We start from the raw sequence: 22,677 nt of genomic DNA on the forward strand, positions 1-22,677 counted from the left end.
CTTTCCCCATCCCACGATGTCTCCCGTGCTCGGCGTCACTTTGATTTCCGACCCGTTGGCCCTTTTCCTTTCGGGCCTCGCGTTGTTGATCCTCTTCATCTGGTACTTCGCGACCGATTCTGACCGCCGTAAGCGGAACGTCGGCACGGTTCTCACCCTCGGTGTCTGCGCGCTTTCCCTGCTCGCGCTCTGGCCGCCGAAGGATAGCCTCAAGGGCGGCATCGATATCGTTGGGGGGTCGGCATTCACCCTAAAGGTGAAGCCAAATGTGGATGAGACCACCGGCGAGCCCATCCCGCTTTCCCAACGCGACCTCGACGAAGCGGTTCGCGTCATCGAAAAGCGTTTGTCGGTCACGATTCCCAACTCCGAACCGTTGGTGGTCAGCAGCGGCACGGACTCGATCATCGTGCAGGTTCCCGGCATGGAACCGGAAGTGGCGGCCGAAGTCCGCGTGGCCCTTCAGAAGGTTGCCAAACTGGAACTTCGTGAGGTCAGCAACGAAAGTGCCATGGTCGCCAAGGCCGTTGCCGATGGCGACGAGGTGGTTCCCGGTTATGCCGCCTTCGAACACAAAGGTGAAGATCGCGACGGAGAACCCTTCACGGAATATCTTCTGCTCAGCAAACGCACCGCCATCAGCGGCTCCGACGTGGCCGATGCGTGGCCACAGCAACAAGGCTCCGACTTTCAGGTCGGCATCAAGTTGACCTCTGAAGGTGGGAAGAAAATGGAAAATCTCACCGGCAGCATGAGCCCGGGTCGGGATCGCATTGCGGTCCTCCTCGACGGTGAGGTCCTCACGGCGCCTGTGGTGCAGACCGTCCCGCTCGGGCAAAGCTTCGTCATCCAAGGACAGGACTCGTTCAAAGCTGCCGACAAGCTCGCCGGTCAATTGCTCAACCCCCTTCAGAACGCTCTCGAAATCTCCGAAGAACGCTCGGTCTCCCCGACTCTGGGCGCTGCCGTGGTGAAACAAGGGCTCACCGCTGGTGTCGCCGGCCTCGCCTTCACCGCCATCTTCCTGTTCATCTACTACCGCTCGGTGGGTCTGATCGCCGTCCTCGCTCTGATCGTGAACTCGATCATCATTTTCGGCGCGATGGCCCTCTTCAACTTCACCTTCACCCTGCCGGGTATCGCAGGCATCGTCCTCACGATCGGCATGGCGGTTGACGCCAACGTGCTGATTTACGAACGACTCCGTGAAGAAATTGAAGCAGGAAAGTCGCTGCATACCGCGATCGACACCGCCTACGCCAAGGCCTTCTCTGCGATTTTCGACTCCAATATCACCTCGCTGATCACCGCCGTCATCCTCTTCTGGAAGGCCAGCGGCACAGTGTCAGGATTCGCCGTGACGCTGACCATCGGCCTCGTCGGTTCGATGTTCTCCGCCATCCTGGTCACTCGCGTGATCTTCCGCTGGCTGCTCGACTCAGGCCTGATGAAGAAGGTCACCCTGATGAACTTCTTCCGGAAATCCAACTTCGACTTCCTCGGCAAGCGTCGCTTTTCCCTCTCCCTATCGACCGTCTTGGTGCTGGGTTGCCTTGGCACCCTCGCCATGAAAAAGGAGGCCGCTCTCGGTGTCGACTTCACCGGCGGTAGCCTCATCAGCTTCCAGTTCCCTGAAGGCTTTGATAGCTTGCCGCACTCAGACGCCGACAACGCCCTCAAGGATCTCGACCTTGCGGCCAATCCCGTGGTGCAAGAAGAGCGCGTCCCAGGTAGCGGTGAGTTGCTGACCATCCGCTGTGCCGCCGAGGATGCCGCCAAAGTCGAGGAACAGATGCGCAAAGCGTTCCCTGATCCGCTCGCCACTCGCGTTCCGGTCGCCGAGGGTTCCGACGAGACGAAATACCTTGTCGAGGCAACCGTCGAATCCGTCTCTGCCACCGCAGGAAAGGCATTCCTTTTGAACTCAGGAGTTGCCCTCGGCATTGGCCTTCTCGCCATCTTTGTCTACATCGCTCTGCGTTTCGAATTCGCCTTCGCTCTCGGCGCCTTCCTCGCACTGATCCACGACGTGATCGCCGCAGTGGGGATCGTCATCCTGCTTGGCGGTGAACTCTCCCTGATCCACGTGGGCGCCATCCTCACGATCGCTGGTTATTCGATCAACGACACCATCATTGTCTTTGACCGCATCCGCGAATCTCTGCTCACCAGCACCGGGCGCATCAAGGACCTCATGAACGAGGCTCTCAATGCCACCCTATCGCGGACGATGCTGACCTCCCTGACGACCATCTTTACCGTCGCCATTCTCGCCATCTTCGGCAGTTCCGGGCTGCGCGACTTCTCGGTGATGATCCTCATTGGTTTGGTCGTCGGCACCTATTCATCGATCTTCGTGGCCTCTCCCGTCGTGTTGATTGCGGCTCGCAAGAAGAACCTCCGCGAGCAGGTCATCGAATCGAGCATGATCGAAAAAGGTCAGGCCGAAGCCTGATCTCGATCTCGTTTTCTTTCTCCGCGGCTCAAGGGACGGTGCTTCCTTGAGCCGTTTTTATGGGCCGTTACGAGCGCACTCCGAAGTCGCCAAGACCAGAAAACGAGCGTCCCACTCCACACCAACGCGGCATAGTTGAAATGCGAGATGCGGATTTTGGGGACGAACTCGGGAGTCCATCGAGTCGCAGCCGTGAAGAGCAGTAGCCCCCAGACGACCTTGAGCCCTTTCATTGGCCTCCCATCAGAGTCGGTTCCCCTCGCCTGCCCCAAGACGACCCGGGTCGCAACGCTCAAGACCGCCCCTCCTGCAGCCCCGATGAACATGGCGTGCAACAGACCGATTCGAAGCGGGGGCAAGGCGGTAGCCGCCAGCCAACCCACGGCCGCTGCAGCCGGCACCCAGCGCAGCGCGAACTCTCCGGCGTCGCCACTCTTCCTCCAACCCGTTTCCGCAAGCGCGAAGGCAAACGCGAGGGTGACCGCGACCACGCGCAATACCATCCCCAGTCGACCGCTCCCCATGGCTTCCAGAGCGATGCTGAAAATCAAGATCCCCCCAGCCAGCCAACAGGGGATGCCCGTCCGCAACCAAGAACGGACATTCCCCTGCGCCTGCACGTGGACAGAAGTCTGACCCCAAAAACGCGAGAGCCCTAGAGGAATCAAGCCCATCAAGGGCAACCACAGAAATCCCTGGAACAACATCAGCCGCCAAAACGTTCTCCAGGTCGGGTCCAAAGGACAGCGAACATCCAGGGCGAGAGCGAACTCCGCCATCGCCGCTCCGCCCCATCCTGCCGCTACCAAAAACAGCCCAGGCGGCGGGAGCTTCGATCTGCCAACGATCCCCCTCACCACCAGGCTGACGGTCAGCCCGATCAACCAGAAGCCTCCAACGCCGTCCGCTACGGAGATTTGTTGAAACCACCACAGTCCCGCCATCACACTGATGAGGCTGATAAACAGCAGGCATTCGAAGCAGCTCCACGGGAACGCACCGGTCATTCTCGGACCGGCCGTCCCCATGAAACCTGCAATGAAACATCCTCCAAAGCCGAGAACCATGAATCGCGCGTGTGCCTCCATGGGCCAGCCATCGATCCAGCCGCAGAAATGCAGGGGCCACAGCGCGACCCCCAGAACCGAGAGTACAATGCCGAGAGGAAAAAACACTCGGTGAGGCTCTCGGGCGATCGGTTCGATCTTCACGGTCTCCCCTTTCCCTGCACCTAGCCCTTCTCAGACGAAAGCGCCTCGGTCAGCTGGGGAGCAATCTCTTCGTCGCTGAGATAACAGCCGGGATCCGACCCGAAATAGTCGACATTTGCAAATGCCGCCCGGGTCCGGAATCCACCCCCGCAGCGGTCGAACCAACGGCAGCCTCCGCAGCGACCATGCATGCGCACTTTTCGCTCGGCTGAACTCAATGCTCCCAGGGAACGAATCTCTTCAAGCACTGCCGACGATGGCTCATACTGGCCGTCCCAAATGGAAGAAAACGGAGTCTTCTTCACATTGCCGAGGATCACGTCCTGCCAGAATTGATCCGGATGAACGTTTCCTTGCGTATCAATGTTCGCGATTCCCCGTCCTGAACTGTTCGCCCCTCCTCCATTCCACCCCAGAAGCTGTTCCGCTTGGGCGAGGTGCGGGTGATTCTCCCTCCGCATCCGGACCAGCAAATAGGCCCCATCCGCTGGCTGAGTCACCGTGAGAACCTCACGGGTTTGTCCTCTCTGATTCCAGTCTTCGACTTTCGCAATCAGGGTATCAATGGCTCGCCGTGATTCGACCGCATCCAGCAATTGCATCTTGCCGCCGCGGCCGGCCGGAACGAGATGATAGAAGCACACTCGCTGAATTTCCTCTTGTTCGATGAAGTCGAGGATCGCGTCGATATTCTGAACATTGTGACGCGTTAAAGTCAGCCGCAGCCCGGTTTTCTGACCGACATCGTGGCAATTCCGAAACCCGCGAACCGCCGCTTCGAAGGCTCCCTTTTTGCCACGAAACTCATCATGCACGGCCCCAATCCCGTCCAACGAAATTCCCACATAGGCCACCTGCGCCGCTTTTAAGGCCGCCGCCTTCTCGGGCGTGATCAGCGTGCCATTCGTGGAAATCGTCAGCTTAAGACCCGCATCCGAGGCCAGATTCACCAGGTCGAGAAAGCGGGGGTGAATGGTCGGTTCTCCCCCGGAAAGCAACAGTGAAGGGATCTTATAAGCCGCGAGATCTGCCACCACCGATTGCATTTGCTCCCATTCCAATTCACCAGGATAGCGAGCCGCCATCGAGTCGGAATAGCAGTGCACGCAGCGGAGATTGCAGGTGCGGGTGATGTTCCAGACCACGATCGGCTTGCGCTCGCGGGCAGCGCCCGGAGCTTGATGGCCATGGCCATAGCGAAGGTGATCGGCAGGCTGGGCCTGCCCGGTCCAAAGTCGGGTGAGGTTGATCATGCGATGGCTGTGGGTTGGTAAATGCAGGAAGGATCCTCCGCAAAGGGATCGCCGGTGACGCCATAAGCACGGGCCCGCGAGCCCCCGCAAATTCGGCGAAACTCACAGCGCCCACATTTTCCTCCGAGCGCGTCGGAGTCACGGAGGCTAACAAACAAGGGATGATGTCGGTAAATCTCGCCTGGATGAGACGAGCGAACATTGCCGCATACCAGAGGAAGGAATCCACTCGGGCTCACTTCGCCGGTGTGAGAAATGAACATCACTCCCCGTCCGTCGCGGATGCCGAGGGGGGAACGCATGCCTTGGCGCCCTCGCGTTCCGCCTTTGCCGCGTTGGGCGAGGACTCGACGAAAGTGATGCCCCTCCGTCGTTTTGACAGCAAAGGGGGCTTCGCCCACCAGATCGGCCAGCTCTTGAAAAACCCCCTCGATCGCCTCCGGGCTCGCCATCTCCTTCGCTCCAGCCCTTCCGGTGGGGACCAAGAGGAACACGCTCCACATGGCGGGCTTGAGCCGGAACATCAGTTCCTTGAATGCAGGGAACTCTTCCCGATTCGCACCGGTGAGCGTCGTGTTGATCTGGATCGACAAGCCCGCATGATGGGCTCTCTCCACCGCCTGCAAGGTCTGCTCGAAAGTTCCTCCGACACCACGAAATCGGTCGTGAGTCTCCGCACAGGCACCATCCAGACTCAGCGAAATGCGCTGGATTCCAGCCTCCCGGATACGATGAAAATCCGTGTTCAGGAGCCGTGGAGTGGCGGAGGGACTGAGTCCCACTCGCAATCCAAGATCCGAACCATAGCGGGCGAGCTCAAGCACGTCGCGGCGCATCAGCGGATCTCCGCCGGTAAGGATCAACATCGGCGGTGCCAACTCGGCAAGTTGCTTCATCAACTCCCGAGCTTCCAGCGCATCCAACTCGTCAGGATGCCGTCGCGGTTGGGCCTCAGCCCGGCAATGCCGACACGCCAGCGCGCACGCGCGGGTCACCTCCCAGAAAACCAGAAAGGGACGTTGGCTAAAGGGATCGACCGGAGGTGCAGCACTCAAAGCAACCATGGCGCAAGGACAATGCCCTTGCGCCATGGTCGGCGACCACGCCGTGAACGTGATCTACCGCGCATATTCTGCGCGGCTTCAAAACTCAAAATCAGAAGTTCTTCACATCGTCGGAACCGGAGAAATTGTCTGCCTTCTCTCCGTCCTTGCCGTAAGACCAGATGACATAGCTCTGGTAGAGAGGCTTGACGTCATTCCATTCGGCAAATCCATCCGTATTGAGAACCTTGTCGTTCACCCCACCAGTGTCTTCTTCTTCGAAGGGCGGCACATTGACGGCGATCATCAGCTCGCGGCCCCAGAAGTCGTAGATTTTACCGTCCTTACGATAAACACCATTCCGAGGTTGTTCCTCATACTTCGGCTCAATGTAGGAGTTGTCCTTGTAGTTGAGATCGCGACCCGCAAGGAAATCGCCACTTGGATTCTCGGGCTCTGCATTTTCGTCGTGTCCCAAGAGCGCTCCGAAAAGCATCTCCGTGCCATTGTCACCGCCTGGCACACCATACAGCACGTCGCGACCGGAGTCCCGATTCCGCTCCGGAATCGGCGGGGTGCGATAGTCCACTTCAAACATCTCCATGCTCACCGCCAGGTTCCGCATTTGGTTGAGAGCCGAGGTGCTCTGGGCCTTGGAAATGCCCTTTTTCGCCATCACAAACGCGAGCGAAGCCAGCACCGCGATGATCACGATGACAACGAGGAGCTCCACCAGCGTGAAGCCCCGAGAACGGGACGAAGGTTTCTTCATGTGGGTCTTTAGCCGATTCATTGGACTGAGAGCGACGCTACACTTCGCCGCGGGCGCGTCCAGCCCCCAATACCCTGCAGGGGGCAGGGAATCCTCGCAAGCCACACCCACCTTCCAAAACGAGCCGACCCCTACGACCCTGTCCTCCCCATGGCCGACCCGAGGGACCGCGGAACCCGATCCACAAGAACCATGGGGTGCGCACCCTACTCAAAGAAGTCCGCCTAACAGCATGACTGATCGGACCGGGCTGATGAGCGTCGATCCTGAAGGGAGATCAGGATGAGAAATCGAGTTCTCATTCCGGCCCTTCCTGGTTCGCGCAAAACCATCCTTGAAAACCTTTTCCTCAAAAAGGCGAAGGGCACTGACTCATTACGAGTCAGTGCCCTTCATTGGTGGCGGGGGTAGGATTTGAACCTACGACCTTCAGGTTATGAGCCTGACGAGCTACCTGGCTGCTCCACCCCGCGATTCCTTTTTTTGTCCGCCCCTTCCGGCGCGGGCCGGCAGACTACTCATGAGCCGACTCCACGCAAGAGGTTTTTACCTCTTTTCTCGGAAAGTTTTTCCGACTGGAATCGGCACGTGCCGATCAGCGCTCCTCCGACCCTGACCTACCTCACTGCCGAGACTTGGCGGCAACTGCGTGAGGACCACGCGTTGCGCGCGGAGCGCCGCACTCAGCCCGCTCTCAAGCGACGTGCCGAACAACGTCCGCATCCGATCGAAGACTTCCTCTTCACCTACTATACTTTCTCTTTTTCGAAGCTACGCGAGTGGCATCCGCCCATCGGGGTCGCACTGGAAGCATCGACACCCCTCCCGTCCTGTTGGCAGAAAGCCCCATATTCCTTTTCGGACGGATGGCTGTGGGCGGATCCATCTTCCCTCCCGTCGAAAGAGTTCGAACGAATCCGTTGGATTCGCGATCTCTTGGTCTCCACCCGTCACCGCCCTGCCCACTTCGGCTGCTATGGGATGCACGAATGGGCCATGGTCTATCGGGGGAAAGATATTCGGCATCACGAGACGGCTCCCCTGCGTTTGAGCCAGGAAGATGTGGATCGCTTCGTCGAATCGCGGCCGATTCAGTGCTCCCATTTCGATGCATTCCGGTTCTTCGCCCCAGAGGCTAAGCCTCTCAACAAACTCCAGCCGGGCCTCTGGACACGCGCCGATCACGAACAACCCGGTTGCGTTCACGCCAACATGGATCTCTACAAATGGGCGGGGAAAGCCATGCCATGGGTCGGAACCGAACTATGGTTCGCGTGCTTCGAATTGGCCCTGCAGTTTCGCGACCTCGATATGCGGGCGAGCCCCTACGATTTGAGCGAGTTCCATCTTGAACCCATTGCCATCGAAACGGCTGAAGGACGTCGCGCCTATGAGACGGAACAACGCCGTCTCGCTGCTCTCGCGACGCCCCTGCGAGACACCTTGATTGCCCTGCTTGATCAGGTTCTATCGGCCCGCTCCGACTAGCGCGGAATGCGTCGAAAAACCTGATCCCAGAACTCAGCACGCTCAGTGCTGGTTTCCAACCACTTGGCCACCGCTGTTTTGGCTCGTTGGGGATCACCGCTCAGATAGTCGAAAGCGAAGGCTTGTTCGTGCCAATCCGCTCCATCTCCCGAGGAAGAGGCTGCCACCCGGTGCAGCGCAATCAATGCGTCGGCACTGAGTTCCGACCAGCCGAGATGCCATTCTTTTCCTGCGGCGGTGGCCACGACGATCCCTCCCTCTTCGCCGCGTAGAACTCTTGGAAAGCTTCGTCCGTCTCGGGTCTGCACCGTGCCCTCAGCAGCCACCCGCCGGGACTCAAGTCCCTTCAAAAAAGACTCCGCATCCTGGATCAGAGACATCAGCAATTGCCGACTCTTCTCCGCATCGTCTGTCGGCGGGCTCCAAGCACTGAGAGCTTCGGTCGCTCCCTGGTAGTCCAAGCCACGAAGATTCCCCCAAACGTCCTCGGGGACATCGGGCTCAGCGGGTCCTTTCGGCTCGACCGGTTTCACCGCCGCCCGCGTCATGCCGAGCCGCCAAGTCCTCACGTGAAAGGAAGCCCGACCCTGAGTGGCGAGCGAACGATCCAACTCGCCCAAAGCATCGGCTCGTTGCCGTGCCTCCTCAGGGGGCAGATCATAATTCTCCGGCTCCGCAGTCCTCAGCCGCTCATCATCCGAAAGGTAGCGACGGGCGAGCACCGCCGTCTCGTCATCTGCCTTGGCCAGCTCTTCCAGCATCGGCCTGGCCATGTCAAATCGACCTTGGTCCCAATCTTTCAATGCCGCCAACCACAAGAGCAGATGATCCAAGGAGGAATCGCCCGTGGTGGGGAATACCCTCACTGGCGGGAACTCCACAAGCGCGGCAAAGGCATCCAAACAGGCCTCCCTCATCGCAGGATCGAGGGTGTCCGCCCCCCGAATATGCTCGAGCCCTGCACGCAGTTCCTCCCTTGCCTGTGCGGACTCCCCCGCAAGCCAAGCACAGGCAACCGCTTCACAAGCAGCCTGCATTCCCGTCGGCTGCATCACCTCCGGGTGGTCGCGAACCTCTCCATAAAGCCCCCGCGCTTCATCAAAGCGATCCTCCAGCAAGGCCGCTTCCGCTTCACGGTAAGAACGGACAATTCCGGACGCCAGTGAAGGGACCGGCCTCGGGAGACCCTCTTCCTTATCCGTGGAGTCTGGGCCAGGCGATGGCGTGGGCGAAGAAGGCGTGGCCACCTCTGTGGATGCCGGAGAGGAGTTGAGCAAATTCACCCCCAGCATGGCGATGGCGGCGATGCCGAGAAGCCCGCCGGCAACCATCGCGATTTTCTCCGTTCGGCTCGCTGCACGCCGGGTCCTTGGAGTTCGTAGCCCTTCGCTGGGGTTTTCTCCGCGGCTGGCAGCGCGCAAGGCCGCCAGTAGCTCCTCGTACGAGGAGTAGCGATCCCCAGGCCGATAGGCCATGCATCGGTCGATGACTTTCGCAGTCGGTTCGGAAACCCAAGGTGCGACTTCTCGCAGCGGCTGAATGGCCATCTTGGCCTGGCGAAGCCTCAGGGTATCCATCGACTCTTCATCGCATGGCGGCACGCCCGCAAGGGCATGGTAGAAGGTCGCCCCGAAAGCATAAATGTCCGAACGAAAGTCCTCGACATGGCCTTCGACCGTCTCAGGAGGGACGTAGTACGGCGTTGCCCAGAATTCAGACGCTTTCGCCATGCCTTCCTGAGTGACCAGAGCGAGTCCGAAATCGACCAACTTGGCCGACCCGTTGGCGTCGAGCAGGATGTTCCCAGGTTTCACATCGCGGTGAATCAGCCCTGCAGCCTTCGCCGCCTGCAATCCTGAAGCGACCTCGACTGCGAGCGGCAGGCACTCATCCTCCGGAATGCGTCCCCGGTCTCGAATCGGCTGCTCGAAATGCCCGCCCGGCACCAACTCCATGGCGATGTAAAATCGTCCGAAGGCCCTGCCGGTGGTGAAAACCCGAACCACATTGGGGTGGCTGATCGAGGCGGTGATGCGGGCTTCCTGCTCGAATGCCTCCATGCGGCGGGTCACTGAGGAGTATTCTTCACTGAGAATCTTGACCGCCACCTCCCGCCCCAAGGTCGAATCCACCGCGACGAAGACCATGCTCATGCCCCCGACTGAATGGCGACGTTCCAGCCGGTAAGGCCCGAACTCCCTCTTCACCCGATGATGCTCTCCGCAGGCCGGACAAGCCACATTGGTGAAAGGCCCGACCTCAGAAAGATCCATCACCGCACCACACGCGTCGCATGGGATCAGGTTCTCTGGGTCGTCTTCCAGCATCTTGAACGCACTATCCACGGCCATCGCCGCGTGAAAACTTCAATTCCACCTGATCTCCGCGCCTTGCCGCCGCCAGCCATCGCCAGTAAACACGGGCCGGATGGAAATTGAAGTGGACGGAGATGCCGGCAGCCGATTGGACGCCTTCCTGGCCGGGCGGCTGAGTGAGCTTTCGCGCTCCCGCATTCAGGCGTTGATTCGCGAACAGCATATTCATCGCAACGGACAACCCGCAAAACCTCGGGACCCCGTGGCTCTGGGCGATATCATTCGCATCGACCTTCCCGAGGCCGTGCCCGCAGAAGCTCAACCGGAAGACATTCCTCTCAGTGTCCTTTATGAGGACGAAGATCTCATCGTGATCAACAAATCCGAGGGCATGGTGGTGCACCCCGCGGCGGGCAATCCTGACGGCACTTTGGTCAATGCCCTCCTCCATCACTGCCAAGGCAAACTTTCAGGGATCGGCGGCGTCGAACGCCCCGGAATCGTCCACCGGCTCGATAAGGATACCTCGGGATGCATGGTGGTCGCCAAAGCCGACACCGCGCACCGTTCCTTGGTTGATCAATTCGCCGGACGAACCACCGCCAAGCGATATCTTGCCGTCGTGCAAGGCACCCCATCCCCCCGGGCCGACACGATTTTCACCCACATCGGGCGGCACCCGGTGAACCGGATGAAAATGAGCGTTCTCACTCCCCCTGCCGGAAAAGCCTCGATCACCGACTACCAAGTGCTGGCGACCGACCCTGCAAGTCGGAGTTCACTGGTGCTGTGCGACCTGCACACCGGGAGAACCCACCAAATCCGGGTGCACATGCTGCATCTCGGGTGCCCCTTGATCGGCGATCCTCTCTATGCCAAACCCTCCCGCCAACAGGCCCAGCCCGGGCGCATGATGCTCCACGCATGGCAATTGGAGTTCGATCACCCGGCCAGCGGCGAGCGCATGGCTTTCGAAGCCCCAATCCCACCAGAATACACCCCTTGGTTGCAGATGGCGCCCACCTTCCCTTGCTGATTTTCACCACCATGGACTTGCCCTTCAACGAAGACGACGAAGCCGATCGTTTTTTTCACGACTTGCTTGATGCCGTCGACCAGCAACGCGTCTCGCCACAGACACCTTTCGTCGCGAAAACCGTCGATCGTCTGATCCGCGAGGGCTTGGAGGAAGATGAAGCTCGGGAGGCCGTCGCCCGATGTCTGGCGGAGGAAACGGACCGCGTCCTGCGTTCTGGTCGCCCCTTCGATCTTGAGGCTTATCGCAGGTCGCTGGACAAAATCAGCCCAGGCTCCTGAGCATCTTTCTTGGGATCCATCTCGACGGCCGCCTTGATCGGCTTTCGGTGAACCCAGACGCTCTGGACCAATCCCAGGAGGAACATGCACATCAGCACGAAAGTTCCTGAGTAGCTGATCAACGGCAGCGGAATCCCCGTGATGGGCATCAATTGGATGCACATGCCGATGTTCTCAAATACGTGCGCAAAAAACAAAGCGACGACTCCCCCCACGAGCATGCAGCCCATGGGGTCACGGGCGTAGGAAGCCACAAACAGGCAGAGCACCAGCAACACGGTGAAGCCCGAGATCAGTAGCAACCCGCCTTTGAATCCCATCTCCTCTGCGAAAACCGGAAACACGAAGTCGTTGTGGGCCGTTTTGAACGGAATCATCCTGCGATCATGGATGGAGCCCTGGTCGGCATTTGCCATGAACCCGGTCCCATTCCAGCCTGCGTGTCCCACCGCAATCGCGATGTTATAGGGCGCCCACGCCGTGTCAGAGATATCGACGGGACGCTCGGCCAGCAAATCGAGGAACAGTTCAATCCGCTCGGTGCCCCGGTCGGAAACCTGAGGCAAGATCACGTAGTAAAGCGGTGGAATCGCCGCCGCTCCGACCAGGAGGAGAAAACTCAGGTATCGGAACGGAACCCCGCCGACCACCATCGCCACGAGAGCCACGGGGAGCCAAACCAAGGCCGACCCCATATCCCCCATCTTGACCACCAAAAGAAATGGGATGCCGGTGATGGCGCCGACCAGGATGATCTTGGTGATCGGTTCGTCCAGCAGCCACCCGATTTTCGGGATCTTCCGCCCCAGCCGAGGCAAATCCTGCAGCAGCCACCCAAGCATCAAGATCCCCGAAGCGATGGCGAGTTGGGCGGGTTGGAAACTCACCCCTCCAATGGTGAACTGGTGAACGTCCGACGCGGAGTTCATGATCATTCCGCAGAGCACCAAGGCCACGCCATAAATCGGCAGCGCCAACCAGCGAAACCATCGGTAATCAAAAAGCGCAGTGGCGAAGTAAACCCCGCTGCCGAGCAGAATCCATTTTTTCTGCAGGTTTGCATAATAATGGCCCCCTTCCGGCAAGTGTCGGGCAGCGCTCTCGATCGCAAACACACCGGTGGCCAGGAGACCGAACATCACGATCACCAACCACCAGTTCATCCCGAGCAATTTCCGCAACAAAGGCGTCATTCGGCGGCGACCGTCCCTCATCCCTGCCCTGCTAGCAAGTCTACAAACCCTGACCACTGAAGGACGCCGCAAACCGAGGTCGGCTGCGTCGACACCTTGCACGCAGCCAACACCTCACCCATGGTTCACGCCATGAAACGTGTTTCCGGTGCCGCCATCATTCTGGCTCTGATCTTGATGAGCTGGTGGTGGTTTTCTCCCACCCAGATCATCAAGCGTCGCGTCGCCTCGCTGATCGATACGGTGCAGGTTCCAACGGGAATGAGCGAAATCGGGAGAAAATCCCGGGGGGCCCACCTCGCCGATCATCTTGCAGCCAGTTTGGAAATTCATCCCCCGAAACATTTCTTCCAAACCCTACCCGCCTCGCTCAAGCGCGACTCAGCGGCCGCAGGCTATGCCTTCTTTGCCACGACCGTCCGCCGGATTTCTCTGGAAGATCTCGAATTCGATCAGATCGATCGAGACGGCAATCGTGCTCACGTCGTTTTCCACCTCGATGCCATCGTCGAAATGCCCTCGGTGACACCAGTTGATGGGATCCTTCACTTCGACACCCAGTGGATCCTCGACCCGGACCTCGGCTGGGTGATGCGCTCGATTCAATGGCACCAAACAGGGCGCCAATGAGGCCTCGTCATTGGGCCCTCGTTTCCACCCACTAAACGTTTCCTATCTTTCTTCATGACCCAACTCCTGATTCCCTTTTCAGGATTTGGTGATCACGATTTCCGGCATGTCTTACACGATCGGCATCGACTATGGGACCAATTCGGTTCGAGCCTTGGTGGTCCGCGTCTCTGATGGCGCGGAACTCGGCACCTGTATTTTTGACTACCCCTCTGGAAAGCAAGGAATTCTGCTGGATCCCACGGATCACCATCTGGCCCGTCAAAGCCCTGCCGACTACATTCAGGGCGTCGAAATTGCCGTCAAGGGAGCGCTTTCCCAAGCTGCGGAAACGGATGGCTTCTCCGCGGACCAAGTGATCGGCATCGGTGTCGATGGCACCGGATCGAGTCCGATTCCAGTCGATGCCAACAATCGTCCGTTGGCGCTGGATCCTCGATTCACGGCCAACCCCAACGCGCATTGCTGGCTTTGGAAGGACCACACATCGATTCGGGAAGCCGCCACGATCACCGCGAAGGCAGGTGAGCTGCGACCTCAATTCCTTGCTAAAATTGGCGGAACCTATTCATCGGAATGGTTTTGGGCCAAGATCTGGCATTGCCTCAACATCGACCGCGAAGTGTTTGACGCCGCCTTCTCGTGGGTGGAGCTGTCGGACTTCGTGCCCTCCTTGTTGGCGGGCGTGACGGATCCTCGGAAGATCCAGCGCGGAGTTTGCATGGCAGGTCACAAAGCGATGTATGCCGAGGACTGGGGAGGACTCCCTGACAAGGAATTCCTTGCTGCGCTCGATCCAGCGCTCGCCGACTTGCGGGACCGGCTTTTTGACCAAGCCTGGGATGCGTCCCATCTGGCGGGAACCTTATGCTCGGAATGGGCCGCCAAACTCGGCCTCCCTGAAGGCATCGCCCTCGCCATCGGGGAAATGGACGTCCACTATGGTTCCATTGGCTGCGGGGTGGACGAAGGAACCCTGGTCAAAGTCATTGGAACCTCAACCTGCGACTGCGCGGTGGTTTCCGCCGATAAGGAAGTTGCGGACATCCCCGGGATCTGCGGCATCGTGAAGGGTGCCATCCTCCCTGGCTTCTATGGTGTCGAGGCCGGGCAATCGGCGGTGGGCGATATCTTCAAATGGTTCGTCGAAGGGGTGCTTGGCGACGTGACTCAACACGGACCGCTCACCGAGGAAGCCGCCCGCCTGCGACCTGGGCAATCCGGCTTGCTGGCCCTCGATTGGAACAACGGCAATCGCACGATCCTCGTGGATCAGATGCTCACCGGCTTGATGTTGGGCCAGACCCTTCACACCAGCCGCGCCGAGATGTATCGCGCGCTGATCGAAGCCACCGCCTTTGGGGCCCGAGCCATCATCGAGAGGATCAAGGAATTCGGCGTTCCTGTCGAACGGGTCGTCTGCTCGGGCGGTATCGCGGAGAAGAATGCGATGTTGATGCAGATCTATGCCGACGTCACCGGTTGCGAAATGCGAGTCGCCCGCTCCAGCCAAGCATGCGCCTTGGGCTCTGCAGTCGGAGCCTCCGTCGTAGGTGGAGCCTATCCTGACTTTGCCACGGCCCAAGCGGCAATGACCGGGCTCAAGGACGTCACCTACCATCCGATCCCGGAAAATCAGGCCATCTATGACCGCCTCTACGCTCTCTACCGGCAGCTTCACGATGCCTTTGGCGGCGTTGTCGAATCCGCCTCACTGGGCCATGTCATGAAAGACCTGCTCCACCTCAAGGCGGAAGCCAACCGTCAAAGTTGATCTGCTGCCTGCACGCCCGTCCTTCCACCAGCCACCCCGGAGTTTTTGCGATGGGGTGGCTTCTGATCCCGTTCCTCCCGATCGCATGGTAACCTCGGTGTCCCTCCATTCACGTCTTTGGCTCGTTGGCCTGCTGAGTCTCAGTTCCCACCTTGATGCAAGACAATGGGTCTTCAAGGGCATCCCTGAGCCCGTTGAGGCAGACCTCGTGACCGAGAACCATGGATTCGTGGTGATGACGGGCGACAATGGCAAAAGCTTTGAACTCCCCCTTGAGAACTTCACTCCCGCGAATCAGGCCTACATTCGCGTCGCCGCGGCCAAGCGTCCCGTTGAACCCTTCCCCCCCGCGGAAGCGGTCACGCAACGCAAACGCTACCAATCGACCGAGAGTGAACAGATCCTCGATACTTTCGTCAAAATCGGGCCCGCGAGCGAATTGCACCTGACCGGAACGGACGATCCTCTGCGCGGCAGTTCCGTTCATTTTACCGCTGCTGACGGCTGGCTCTTTTTCGATCACATCAAGCCTTCGGAAGTGATCGAAAAATTTATCGACCGAATGCTCGTCAACGGATCGATCGCAGAACTCGATGTCAATTTGCGTGTCGCAGCTCATGCCTCAGGAACCGTCGTCATCCCTCAAGGACCGGAGTTTTCCGCATTGGATCTCCACGGTGCCGCCAACCTCGCCGGACCTCGGGTCGGCTGCGTCAGCTACCGGAAATACGGTGGCTCCGACTTGCCCAAGTCGGGCTCATTTCTCCTACGCCGTGGTTACATGGCCACCCTCGCCGAAAATGAAGACGGCACGGGATTTAGCAAAAACTACGTCGCCCAGGACCATGATGTGCTCGTCGATCGACTCCCCAAAGAACTGATCGATCGTCTTCAGTTTGTCCGTGTATTTCCCTGGAACTGGTGCAGCAAGAAAGGCATCGCCGGAGGAATCCACGATGGATTGCAGTGCGGATGGTTCTACGACTGGAATATTGGTGCCCGCTCGTCTCCGGACCTCGAGTATGTGGCAATCCGCCAAAATCAACACTGGCCCGGAATGGATCAGGATTGGCGAGCCAAGGGCATCAACCATCTGCTCGGTTTCAATGAACCGGACAAGAAGGACCAAGCCAACATGTCCGTCGACGCCGCCATCGCCAATTGGCCGACCCTCCTCAAAACGGGACTCCGGCTTGGCTCTCCTGCGGTATCGGATGGGGGGCTCGGCTGGCTATACGACTTCATGACCAAGGCCGACAAAGCAGGCCTACGGGTCGATTTTGTCGCCGTCCATTACTACCGAGCCGTGCCTGACCCCGGGGATGGGCGGGCTGCCGCCGCGTCGATGAAGGGGTTCCTCGACGACATCCATCGCCGGACCGGCCGCCCCATCTGGATCACTGAATGGAACAACGGCGCCAATTGGACCCCTCATCGCGATCCCAGCGAAACGGAACAGAAACGCGCCATCGAAGCGATGATCGAGATGCTCGACGAAACGCCCTATGTGGAGCGCTACGCCCTCTACAATTGGGTCGAGGAAGGTCGCAAGCTCAAGCGCGATGATCAATCGCTCACACCGGCAGGCGTTGCCTATCGAGATCACCCTTCCCCGGTGTTTTTCGAACAACCGAACTACAAATGACACCCCTCCGAAAAGCCTTCGTGATGTCGGTTCATCCTGGAGCAGAGGACGAATACGAACGCCGTCATCAGCCCATTTGGGCAGAATTGGAGCAAGTTCTGCGCGACCACGGCGTCTCGAACTACTCGATCTTTCTTCACCCGGTGACGCGACAGCTTTTTGGCTACGCGGAAATCGAAAGCGAAGATCGCTGGGATGCCATCGCCCAAACCGAAGTGTGCCAGCGCTGGTGGCACCACATGTCCGAATTGATGCCCAGCCATCCGGACCACCGCCCCCAGAGCACTTCCCTGAAAGAGGTGTTTCACCTCGATTGAGGCCCCACTTCACCGAAGCGTTGCGCGAGGACTTTCCGCCGATATTCGAAAATCCGCTCTAGCTTCGGTCTCACCACGGTCTCGTGGGCAAGCTCACCCAATGGCCAAAACGGGACCGCGTAGTGGACTTGATCGAGCATCCTCACACCACCTTCCATCGCCTCAAAATGATGGCGATGATGCCAGAACGCGTAGGGCCCAAAGCGCTGCTCATCGATGAATGAACAGCGTTCCTGGACGGCCCGAATCTCCGTTACCCATGGCACCCAGATTCCGGGAAAAATCATCACCTTGTAGGTGATGATTTGACCCTCGTGCATCACATCCGACAGGCAGCTCTCGATCCGAAACCCCAACTCAGTCGGGGTGATTTCGTCGAGATTGCGTGGGGACGAGAAGAAGCTCCATGCCTCATCGAGGGACAAAGCCAGATCTTGGGATTGCTCAAGCAGGTGAATTTTCTGCATCTTACGCCAATCTGGCACCCGCCGATCGCGTCGCAAGCAAGGAAGTTACGGGAGCTCAGAGGCCTGTAGCCAATCGCCTCCCGGAAGCGGCGTCAGTTCCTGGACGCTCCCCTTCCAAGTCCACACCCATGCTTCCGTTGGGTGCGAATCGATCGGCAAACCTTCTGAAATCTGCACCAAAGGCAGCAAGATCCGGTCGTATTCGTCGCCCTCAAATTCATCAAGTTCCGCCAAAACCTCGGGCGGAACCTCAAACAGCTCACCACGGACTTCGGTGGCATCCCCATCCGGGACGAAGGCGGGATAAGCAAATTCCCGGTAGCAATCGACCCGGTAGAGTCGGCCTCGGACCGAAGCTTCGCCCAAAAACCGGGACGACTTCATCCGGTGTCCATTCGAACCGTCACGCCTCAAGGTGCCGTAGACCAAGACTCGCTCCGTCATCGATTCAGGCGCGATACGCCACAGTTTCGTTCAAGTAAGCTCTGAGTTCATCCAAACCAGTCTCTTCCTCTGCTGAAATCGGAATGATCGTCTGCTTCGGAAAGCGATCCCGGAAGGCTTGAAGCAGTTCTTCCGAGCCTTCGAGATCCATCTTGTTCGCCACGATCATCCAAGGGAAAGCCGCGAGTTCCTCGTCGTACTCACGCACCTCACGGCGCAGAATTTCCAGGTCGGAAATCGGATCACGTCCTTCACTGCCCGCCATGTCGATGACGAACATGAGCACTCGGCAACGCGTGATGTGGCGAAGAAATTCATGCCCAAGTCCGCGGTTTTCGTGAGCACCTTCGATCAACCCCGGGATGTCCGCCACGGTGCAACGGCGGAAATCTCCGAATTCCACCACTCCCACCACGGGTTGAAGCGTCGTGAATGGGTAACTCGCCACCTTCGGGTGAGCATGCGATAGTTTCCCGATCAGTGTCGACTTGCCCGCATTCGGGAATCCGACCAGACCGGCATCAGCGATACGGCGCAATTCCAGGTAATACACGCCCCCTTCCCCTTCGGTTCCAGGAGTGAATTCCGTTGGAGTTTGATTGGTCGCGGACTTGAAATTCGTGTTGCCCTTTCCACCGATTCCTCCGTGGCAAAGGATAAACTCCTGACCATTGTCGGTGAGGTCCGCGATCGGTTCGAGATCGATCCCCTCATCGCTGCGCTCCATCTGTACGGCTTCCTGCATCGTGGCCGCATTGGCCCGATACACCACCGTCCCTGGAGGAACCCGACCGATCTTCACTTTCCCGCTGCGGCCGGTGCATTTGTAGCGTCCCCCGTGCTGGCCGTTTTCGGCAAGCAACTTGGGATCATAGTGATAGGAGCGCAGATTGTCCGTTGAAGGATCGACGATCAGTTTGACGTGACCTCCATGGCCCCCATCGCCGCCATCCGGTCCACCTCTCGGAACGAACTTCTCGCGCCGGAAGGAAACGTGGCCGTTTCCTCCGTCACCTGCCTTCGCGAAGATTCGGATGTGGTCGATAAACATGAGCTTGGCCGCGCCCTTTGCGCGATGAAGACCCCGGCGTCCAGTCCTTTCTGAAACGAATCCGCCATCGGGTGATGCCCACCATGCACGGCCTCATCGCTGTGAACAAGGCCCAGGTGCGGAGGACGGAAAACACCACTTCCGGAATTCCGGATTCGCCATCGGTCACCAAGATCGTATCTTCCCCCCAACCATGGCAGGCACCTCCACCCGGCTTTCCGGTTCGCTCCTCATCGCAAGTCCCACTTTGCGCGATGGCACTTTTGACCACTCGGTGGTCCTCCTCGCCGAACATTCGAAGCAAGAGGGCGCCTATGGAGTGATTCTGAATCAACCCACGGGACGTGAGGTTTCCCACTTTTTGAATGAACCTCAATTTGCCCCGCTATCGCGAGTTCCAGTCCACATGGGCGGTCCCGTGTCACGGGATCAGTTGATCTTCGGGGCATTCTCCCGTGGACCCAAGAACCGCCTGCGGTTCTCCCTGCGCCTGTCCGTTGAAGATGCCATCCGCCAAGTCAAAACGCCGGGCGTCGTGCTCAGGGCTTTTGTTGGCTATTCTGGATGGTCCGCCGGGCAGTTGGAAGGAGAACTCCAGCGAGACGCTTGGATCACGGCCAAAGCGAACGCCGATCTTCCAGGCCGACCCTTTGACCACACCTTGTGGCGGGAGCTTCTCGAAAGCCTCTCGCCCTTTCATCGCCTGTTGGCCGACGCCCCGCCGTTTCCCGAGTGGAACTGATCGGAGAGGCGCCCTCAGCACCGATCCCAAGACCTTCCAGTTCAGTGCTCCGATCCTTTCGCGGGCACCGAGCTCGGCACCGGAAAACTCAGCAGTGGCGCGGCAACGCCCTCGCTGGTCACCCAAACCCGGTCACCCTTCGCAGAAAAGGCAATCGCCTCTGCTTGGAAGAGCGTGTGGGATCCCAAAATCTCCCACGGTCGGGATAGCGCGCTTTGCCACGATTCATTCTCCCCTCGCCGAGCAAGCATCACCCCTTGGTAGCTGACCACGGCCGCCAACCTCCCATCTCGGGAGAAGTCCATGCCGGTCGCTTGCTTTCCGTAGGGATGGAAGGGCATTCGCGGCGGCACCGGAATGCGCGCGCATTCCCCGACGAATTCAGCCTTTACCGGAACTTCGCCCACCGGGCTCTCCAAGCTCAATCGATAGAGCCGGGGCACGGCTTCACGTTTGCTCAGGAGGTAAATGGCTTGCTCCTGCGCGTCGACCGCCACCGATTCGCAATCTCTTGGCCCATCCGGATATTCGAAAAGCCACTTCCGAAAAACCGGCTGGTGACCTTGGAGAAGCTCCCCATCCTCGGGCAAAACAGGCTCCTCAGCCAGATAGATCACACCATACGGGCGGGATGACGCATTGTCCCCAACATCTGCCACCAGCAACCACGATTTCCCTTTCCACCGAAAGCTTGCGAGGTCTTCCCAATCCAGGTTGCTCGCGCCTTCCAGCCTCACCGTGCCACGAAAGCGCCCGTTGGTCTCAGACAAGTGGAGATCCGCCGTTCCTCCGCTGTCATTGATCTGCCACAGAAACCTATCATCCCGCGACGAAACCGCCAAACCACTCGACTCTCCAAGCCCCGCATCACTGAACACCACCTTTTCGGCAGGCTCGGAAGGCGGCACGGCACACGACGGAACCGCTGCCATCGTCAAGACCATCAAACCGATCCAACACCCCTTGCCCCTTCCGCTCGCATTTCCGCGAAGTCGACTCATGGCGGAAGTCTGACTCAGCTCGCTCACCCGACAAGCTCCAGCCTGCTGAAACTTCCCGTTCTTGCCTCCCCCGTCGCAGCACGCTACGCCGACGTCGTGATTCCCAATGTCCTCGCCGAACGCTACGCCTCTTCCGCCTTGCAAGCCATCTGGTCCGCCGAGGGCCGCATCGTGCTCGAGCGGGAGTTCTGGATCGCCGTGATGAAGGCCCAGCGCGACCTCGGCCTGGACATCCCGGAGGAGGCCATCGTCGCTTACGAACAGGTCAAAAACCAAGTCGACACCGCCTCCATCATGCAGCGCGAGCGGATTACGCGGCACGATGTCAAAGCACGGATCGAAGAGTTCAACGAGCTCGCAGGCCACGAACATGTCCACAAAGGCATGACTTCCCGAGACCTCACCGAAAACGTCGAGCAACTGCAGGTCTTTCGCTCCCTCCAGATCATTCGCGACAAATCCGTCGCGACCCTGGTCCGGTTTTCAAAACGCGCCGCCCAATGGGCCGATCTCGTCATCACCGCTCGCACCCACAACGTCGCCGCTCAGCCGACTACCTTTGGGAAGCGCCTCGCCATGTTCGGTGAGGAAATGCTTTCCGCCCACGCCGCCGTTCAGGATTTGGTCGACCGCTACCCCGTCCGGGGCCTCAAAGGAGCCGTCGGAACCCAAATGGATCCGCTTTCGCTCTTCGAAGGAGACGCATCGAAAGTCGCAGAGTTGGAAAAGCGCGTGGTCGCCCACCTTGGGATGCCGGCTCTCTGGACCAACGTCGGTCAAGTGTATCCCCGCTCTCTGGATTTTCGCGTCGTGGCCGCCCTGACCGATCTGGCGAGCGGTCCATCCTCCTTCGCCAAAACTCTCCGTCTGATGGCCGGCCATGAGACGGCCAGTGAAGGATTTGCCCCGGGACAAACGGGTTCAAGCGCCATGCCTCACAAAATGAACTCGCGTTCATGCGAGCGGGTCAATGGCTTCCATGTCATCCTCAAAGGTCATCTCGCCATGGCCGGTGGCCTCGCGGGTGACCAATGGAACGAAGGCGATGTCTCCTGTTCCGTCGTTCGCCGGGTGATGCTTCCCGACGCGTTTTTCGCCACGGATGGCCTTTTCGAGACCCTCCTCACCATCCTCGATCAGATGGACGCCTATCCTGCGGTGATCGCGAAGGAAAATGCCCATTACCTCCCCTTCCTCATGACCACCACCATCATGATGGAAGCCGTCAAAGCGGGAGTCGGCCGCGAGACCGCTCACAAGGCGATTAAAGAACACGCCGTCGCAACCGTGAACGACCTACGCACCGGTAAAGTGACCACCAACAACCTCATCGAGCGCCTCGTCGGTGATGACCGCATTCCACTTTCCGCCGATCAGCTGACGACCCTCGTGCAGGCCGGGGAGCGCAACGCCGGTGCCGCACAAGCCCAGATCCAAGCGTTTGTGGGAACCATTGCCGAACTTGCTGAGCGCCATCCCCAGGCAGCCCAATACACTCCGGGATCGATTCTCTGAGCTTTGACCGGGGCATTCCGGAGCTCCAATCCGAGCTCCGGAAC

The 22,677-nt window shown here is 59.2% G+C and carries 20 protein-coding genes and 1 tRNA gene; 10 read left to right on the top strand and 11 right to left on the bottom strand.

Annotated elements, in window-relative coordinates:
- The first annotated feature begins 16 nt into the window (after positions 1 to 16).
- Positions 17 to 2,455, top strand: a complete 2,439-nt coding sequence (gene secD, locus HNR46_RS03505; RefSeq protein WP_184015853.1) for a protein translocase subunit SecD — start codon at positions 17 to 19, stop codon at positions 2,453 to 2,455.
- Here secD and HNR46_RS03510 read toward each other — a convergent pair.
- The 5 genes from HNR46_RS03510 to HNR46_RS03530 form a co-directional block, all read right to left on the bottom strand.
- Positions 2,440 to 3,666, bottom strand: coding sequence for an NnrS family protein (locus HNR46_RS03510; protein WP_184015855.1), 1,227 nt, complete (start codon positions 3,664 to 3,666; stop codon positions 2,440 to 2,442). The genes secD and HNR46_RS03510 overlap by 16 nt on opposite strands.
- Positions 3,667 to 3,686: 20 nt before the next feature.
- Positions 3,687 to 4,919 (bottom strand): radical SAM protein, encoded by a 1,233-nt coding sequence (locus HNR46_RS03515; RefSeq protein WP_184015857.1) that lies wholly within the window; start codon positions 4,917 to 4,919, stop codon positions 3,687 to 3,689.
- On the bottom strand, positions 4,916 to 5,983 hold the full coding sequence (locus tag HNR46_RS03520) for a TIGR04053 family radical SAM/SPASM domain-containing protein (RefSeq protein WP_184015859.1): 1,068 nt from the start codon (positions 5,981 to 5,983) through the stop codon (positions 4,916 to 4,918). Before HNR46_RS03520 ends, HNR46_RS03515 begins: the two co-directional genes overlap by 4 nt.
- Positions 5,984 to 6,074: 91 nt before the next feature.
- Positions 6,075 to 6,734: a type II secretion system protein gene (locus tag HNR46_RS03525; protein ID WP_184015860.1), complete on the bottom strand. Its 660-nt coding sequence runs from the start codon at positions 6,732 to 6,734 to the stop codon at positions 6,075 to 6,077.
- Positions 6,735 to 7,130: 396 nt separating this feature from the next.
- Positions 7,131 to 7,207 (bottom strand) — tRNA-Met (locus HNR46_RS03530).
- 115 nt (positions 7,208 to 7,322) lie between these two features.
- Here HNR46_RS03530 and HNR46_RS03535 point away from each other — a divergent pair.
- Positions 7,323 to 8,222, top strand: a complete 900-nt coding sequence (locus HNR46_RS03535; RefSeq protein ID WP_184015861.1) for a 3-methyladenine DNA glycosylase — start codon at positions 7,323 to 7,325, stop codon at positions 8,220 to 8,222.
- On the opposite strand, the gene HNR46_RS03540 is transcribed toward HNR46_RS03535, so the two are convergent.
- Complete coding sequence (locus HNR46_RS03540; protein WP_184015862.1) at positions 8,219 to 10,573, bottom strand: serine/threonine-protein kinase; 2,355 nt, start codon at positions 10,571 to 10,573, stop codon at positions 8,219 to 8,221. The two genes, HNR46_RS03535 and HNR46_RS03540, sit on opposite strands and share 4 nt — an antisense overlap.
- Positions 10,574 to 10,649: 76 nt before the next feature.
- Between HNR46_RS03540 and HNR46_RS03545 the strand changes: the two genes are divergently transcribed.
- Together HNR46_RS03545 and HNR46_RS03550 are read left to right on the top strand one after the other, a co-directional pair.
- The gene (locus tag HNR46_RS03545; RefSeq protein WP_184015863.1) at positions 10,650 to 11,573 is read left to right on the top strand and encodes an RluA family pseudouridine synthase; all 924 of its coding nucleotides are present in this window, start codon (positions 10,650 to 10,652) and stop codon (positions 11,571 to 11,573) included.
- 11 nt (positions 11,574 to 11,584) lie between these two features.
- Complete coding sequence (locus HNR46_RS03550) at positions 11,585 to 11,854, top strand: Ntn hydrolase family protein (RefSeq protein WP_184015864.1); 270 nt, start codon at positions 11,585 to 11,587, stop codon at positions 11,852 to 11,854.
- Here HNR46_RS03550 and HNR46_RS03555 read toward each other — a convergent pair.
- Positions 11,815 to 13,068: an FtsW/RodA/SpoVE family cell cycle protein gene (locus HNR46_RS03555; RefSeq protein WP_221284995.1), complete on the bottom strand. Its 1,254-nt coding sequence runs from the start codon at positions 13,066 to 13,068 to the stop codon at positions 11,815 to 11,817. The genes HNR46_RS03550 and HNR46_RS03555 overlap by 40 nt on opposite strands.
- A 111-nt stretch (positions 13,069 to 13,179) precedes the next feature.
- Here HNR46_RS03555 and HNR46_RS03560 point away from each other — a divergent pair, with 111 nt between their 5' ends.
- From HNR46_RS03560 to rhaM, 4 genes are all read left to right on the top strand, one after another.
- Positions 13,180 to 13,677: a hypothetical protein gene (locus HNR46_RS03560; RefSeq protein WP_184015866.1), complete on the top strand. Its 498-nt coding sequence runs from the start codon at positions 13,180 to 13,182 to the stop codon at positions 13,675 to 13,677.
- Positions 13,678 to 13,783: 106 nt separating this feature from the next.
- Positions 13,784 to 15,451 (top strand): ribulokinase, encoded by a 1,668-nt coding sequence (locus HNR46_RS03565; protein WP_184015868.1) that lies wholly within the window; start codon positions 13,784 to 13,786, stop codon positions 15,449 to 15,451.
- Between the two features lie 85 nt (positions 15,452 to 15,536).
- Positions 15,537 to 17,096: a glycosyl hydrolase gene (locus HNR46_RS03570; protein WP_184015870.1), complete on the top strand. Its 1,560-nt coding sequence runs from the start codon at positions 15,537 to 15,539 to the stop codon at positions 17,094 to 17,096.
- Entirely contained in the window at positions 17,093 to 17,413 is a 321-nt protein-coding gene (rhaM, locus tag HNR46_RS03575; RefSeq protein WP_221284996.1) for an L-rhamnose mutarotase, read from the top strand. Before HNR46_RS03570 ends, rhaM begins: the two co-directional genes overlap by 4 nt.
- Here rhaM and HNR46_RS03580 read toward each other — a convergent pair.
- From HNR46_RS03580 to obgE, 3 genes are read right to left on the bottom strand one after another with little or no spacing between them, the layout of a single operon-like run.
- Complete coding sequence (locus HNR46_RS03580) at positions 17,401 to 17,880, bottom strand: SRPBCC family protein (RefSeq protein ID WP_184015872.1); 480 nt, start codon at positions 17,878 to 17,880, stop codon at positions 17,401 to 17,403. The two genes, rhaM and HNR46_RS03580, sit on opposite strands and share 13 nt — an antisense overlap.
- A 45-nt stretch (positions 17,881 to 17,925) precedes the next feature.
- Positions 17,926 to 18,324, bottom strand: a complete 399-nt coding sequence (locus HNR46_RS03585; protein ID WP_184015874.1) for a gamma-glutamylcyclotransferase family protein — start codon at positions 18,322 to 18,324, stop codon at positions 17,926 to 17,928.
- A gap of 4 nt (positions 18,325 to 18,328) precedes the next feature.
- Positions 18,329 to 19,375 (bottom strand): GTPase ObgE, encoded by a 1,047-nt coding sequence (gene obgE / locus HNR46_RS03590; protein ID WP_184015876.1) that lies wholly within the window; start codon positions 19,373 to 19,375, stop codon positions 18,329 to 18,331.
- A 193-nt stretch (positions 19,376 to 19,568) separates the two neighbouring features.
- Between obgE and HNR46_RS03595 the strand changes: the two genes are divergently transcribed.
- Positions 19,569 to 20,117, top strand: coding sequence for a YqgE/AlgH family protein (locus HNR46_RS03595; RefSeq protein WP_184015878.1), 549 nt, complete (start codon positions 19,569 to 19,571; stop codon positions 20,115 to 20,117).
- Between the two features lie 41 nt (positions 20,118 to 20,158).
- On the opposite strand, the gene HNR46_RS03600 is transcribed toward HNR46_RS03595, so the two are convergent.
- Positions 20,159 to 21,118: a hypothetical protein gene (locus HNR46_RS03600; RefSeq protein WP_184015880.1), complete on the bottom strand. Its 960-nt coding sequence runs from the start codon at positions 21,116 to 21,118 to the stop codon at positions 20,159 to 20,161.
- 96 nt (positions 21,119 to 21,214) lie between these two features.
- Between HNR46_RS03600 and purB the strand changes: the two genes are divergently transcribed.
- On the top strand, positions 21,215 to 22,633 hold the full coding sequence (gene purB / locus HNR46_RS03605; protein WP_184015882.1) for an adenylosuccinate lyase: 1,419 nt from the start codon (positions 21,215 to 21,217) through the stop codon (positions 22,631 to 22,633).
- Positions 22,634 to 22,677 lie beyond the last annotated feature (44 nt).

This window comes from Haloferula luteola (assembly GCF_014201715.1).
In the GTDB taxonomy this organism is placed as follows: domain Bacteria; phylum Verrucomicrobiota; class Verrucomicrobiia; order Verrucomicrobiales; family Akkermansiaceae; genus Haloferula; species Haloferula luteola.

Excerpts from the sequence above, each read along its gene's own strand:
- secD (WP_184015853.1), top strand. The coding sequence starts at position 17 with ATGTCTCCCGTGCTCGGCGTCACTTTGATTTCCGACCCGTTGGCCCTT.
- HNR46_RS03515 (WP_184015857.1), bottom strand. The coding sequence starts at position 4,919 with ATGATCAACCTCACCCGACTTTGGACCGGGCAGGCCCAGCCTGCCGAT.
- HNR46_RS03520 (WP_184015859.1), bottom strand. The coding sequence starts at position 5,983 with ATGGTTGCTTTGAGTGCTGCACCTCCGGTCGATCCCTTTAGCCAACGT.
- HNR46_RS03525 (WP_184015860.1), bottom strand. The coding sequence starts at position 6,734 with ATGAAGAAACCTTCGTCCCGTTCTCGGGGCTTCACGCTGGTGGAGCTC.
- HNR46_RS03540 (WP_184015862.1), bottom strand. The coding sequence starts at position 10,573 with ATGGCCGTGGATAGTGCGTTCAAGATGCTGGAAGACGACCCAGAGAAC.
- HNR46_RS03545 (WP_184015863.1), top strand. The coding sequence starts at position 10,650 with ATGGAAATTGAAGTGGACGGAGATGCCGGCAGCCGATTGGACGCCTTC.
- HNR46_RS03550 (WP_184015864.1), top strand. The coding sequence starts at position 11,585 with ATGGACTTGCCCTTCAACGAAGACGACGAAGCCGATCGTTTTTTTCAC.
- HNR46_RS03555 (WP_221284995.1), bottom strand. The coding sequence starts at position 13,068 with ATGAGGGACGGTCGCCGCCGAATGACGCCTTTGTTGCGGAAATTGCTC.
- HNR46_RS03560 (WP_184015866.1), top strand. The coding sequence starts at position 13,180 with ATGAAACGTGTTTCCGGTGCCGCCATCATTCTGGCTCTGATCTTGATG.
- HNR46_RS03565 (WP_184015868.1), top strand. The coding sequence starts at position 13,784 with ATGTCTTACACGATCGGCATCGACTATGGGACCAATTCGGTTCGAGCC.
- HNR46_RS03570 (WP_184015870.1), top strand. The coding sequence starts at position 15,537 with ATGGTAACCTCGGTGTCCCTCCATTCACGTCTTTGGCTCGTTGGCCTG.
- rhaM (WP_221284996.1), top strand. The coding sequence starts at position 17,093 with ATGACACCCCTCCGAAAAGCCTTCGTGATGTCGGTTCATCCTGGAGCA.
- HNR46_RS03580 (WP_184015872.1), bottom strand. The coding sequence starts at position 17,880 with ATGCAGAAAATTCACCTGCTTGAGCAATCCCAAGATCTGGCTTTGTCC.
- HNR46_RS03585 (WP_184015874.1), bottom strand. The coding sequence starts at position 18,324 with ATGACGGAGCGAGTCTTGGTCTACGGCACCTTGAGGCGTGACGGTTCG.
- obgE (WP_184015876.1), bottom strand. The coding sequence starts at position 19,375 with ATGTTTATCGACCACATCCGAATCTTCGCGAAGGCAGGTGACGGAGGA.
- HNR46_RS03595 (WP_184015878.1), top strand. The coding sequence starts at position 19,569 with ATGGCAGGCACCTCCACCCGGCTTTCCGGTTCGCTCCTCATCGCAAGT.
- HNR46_RS03600 (WP_184015880.1), bottom strand. The coding sequence starts at position 21,118 with ATGAGTCGACTTCGCGGAAATGCGAGCGGAAGGGGCAAGGGGTGTTGG.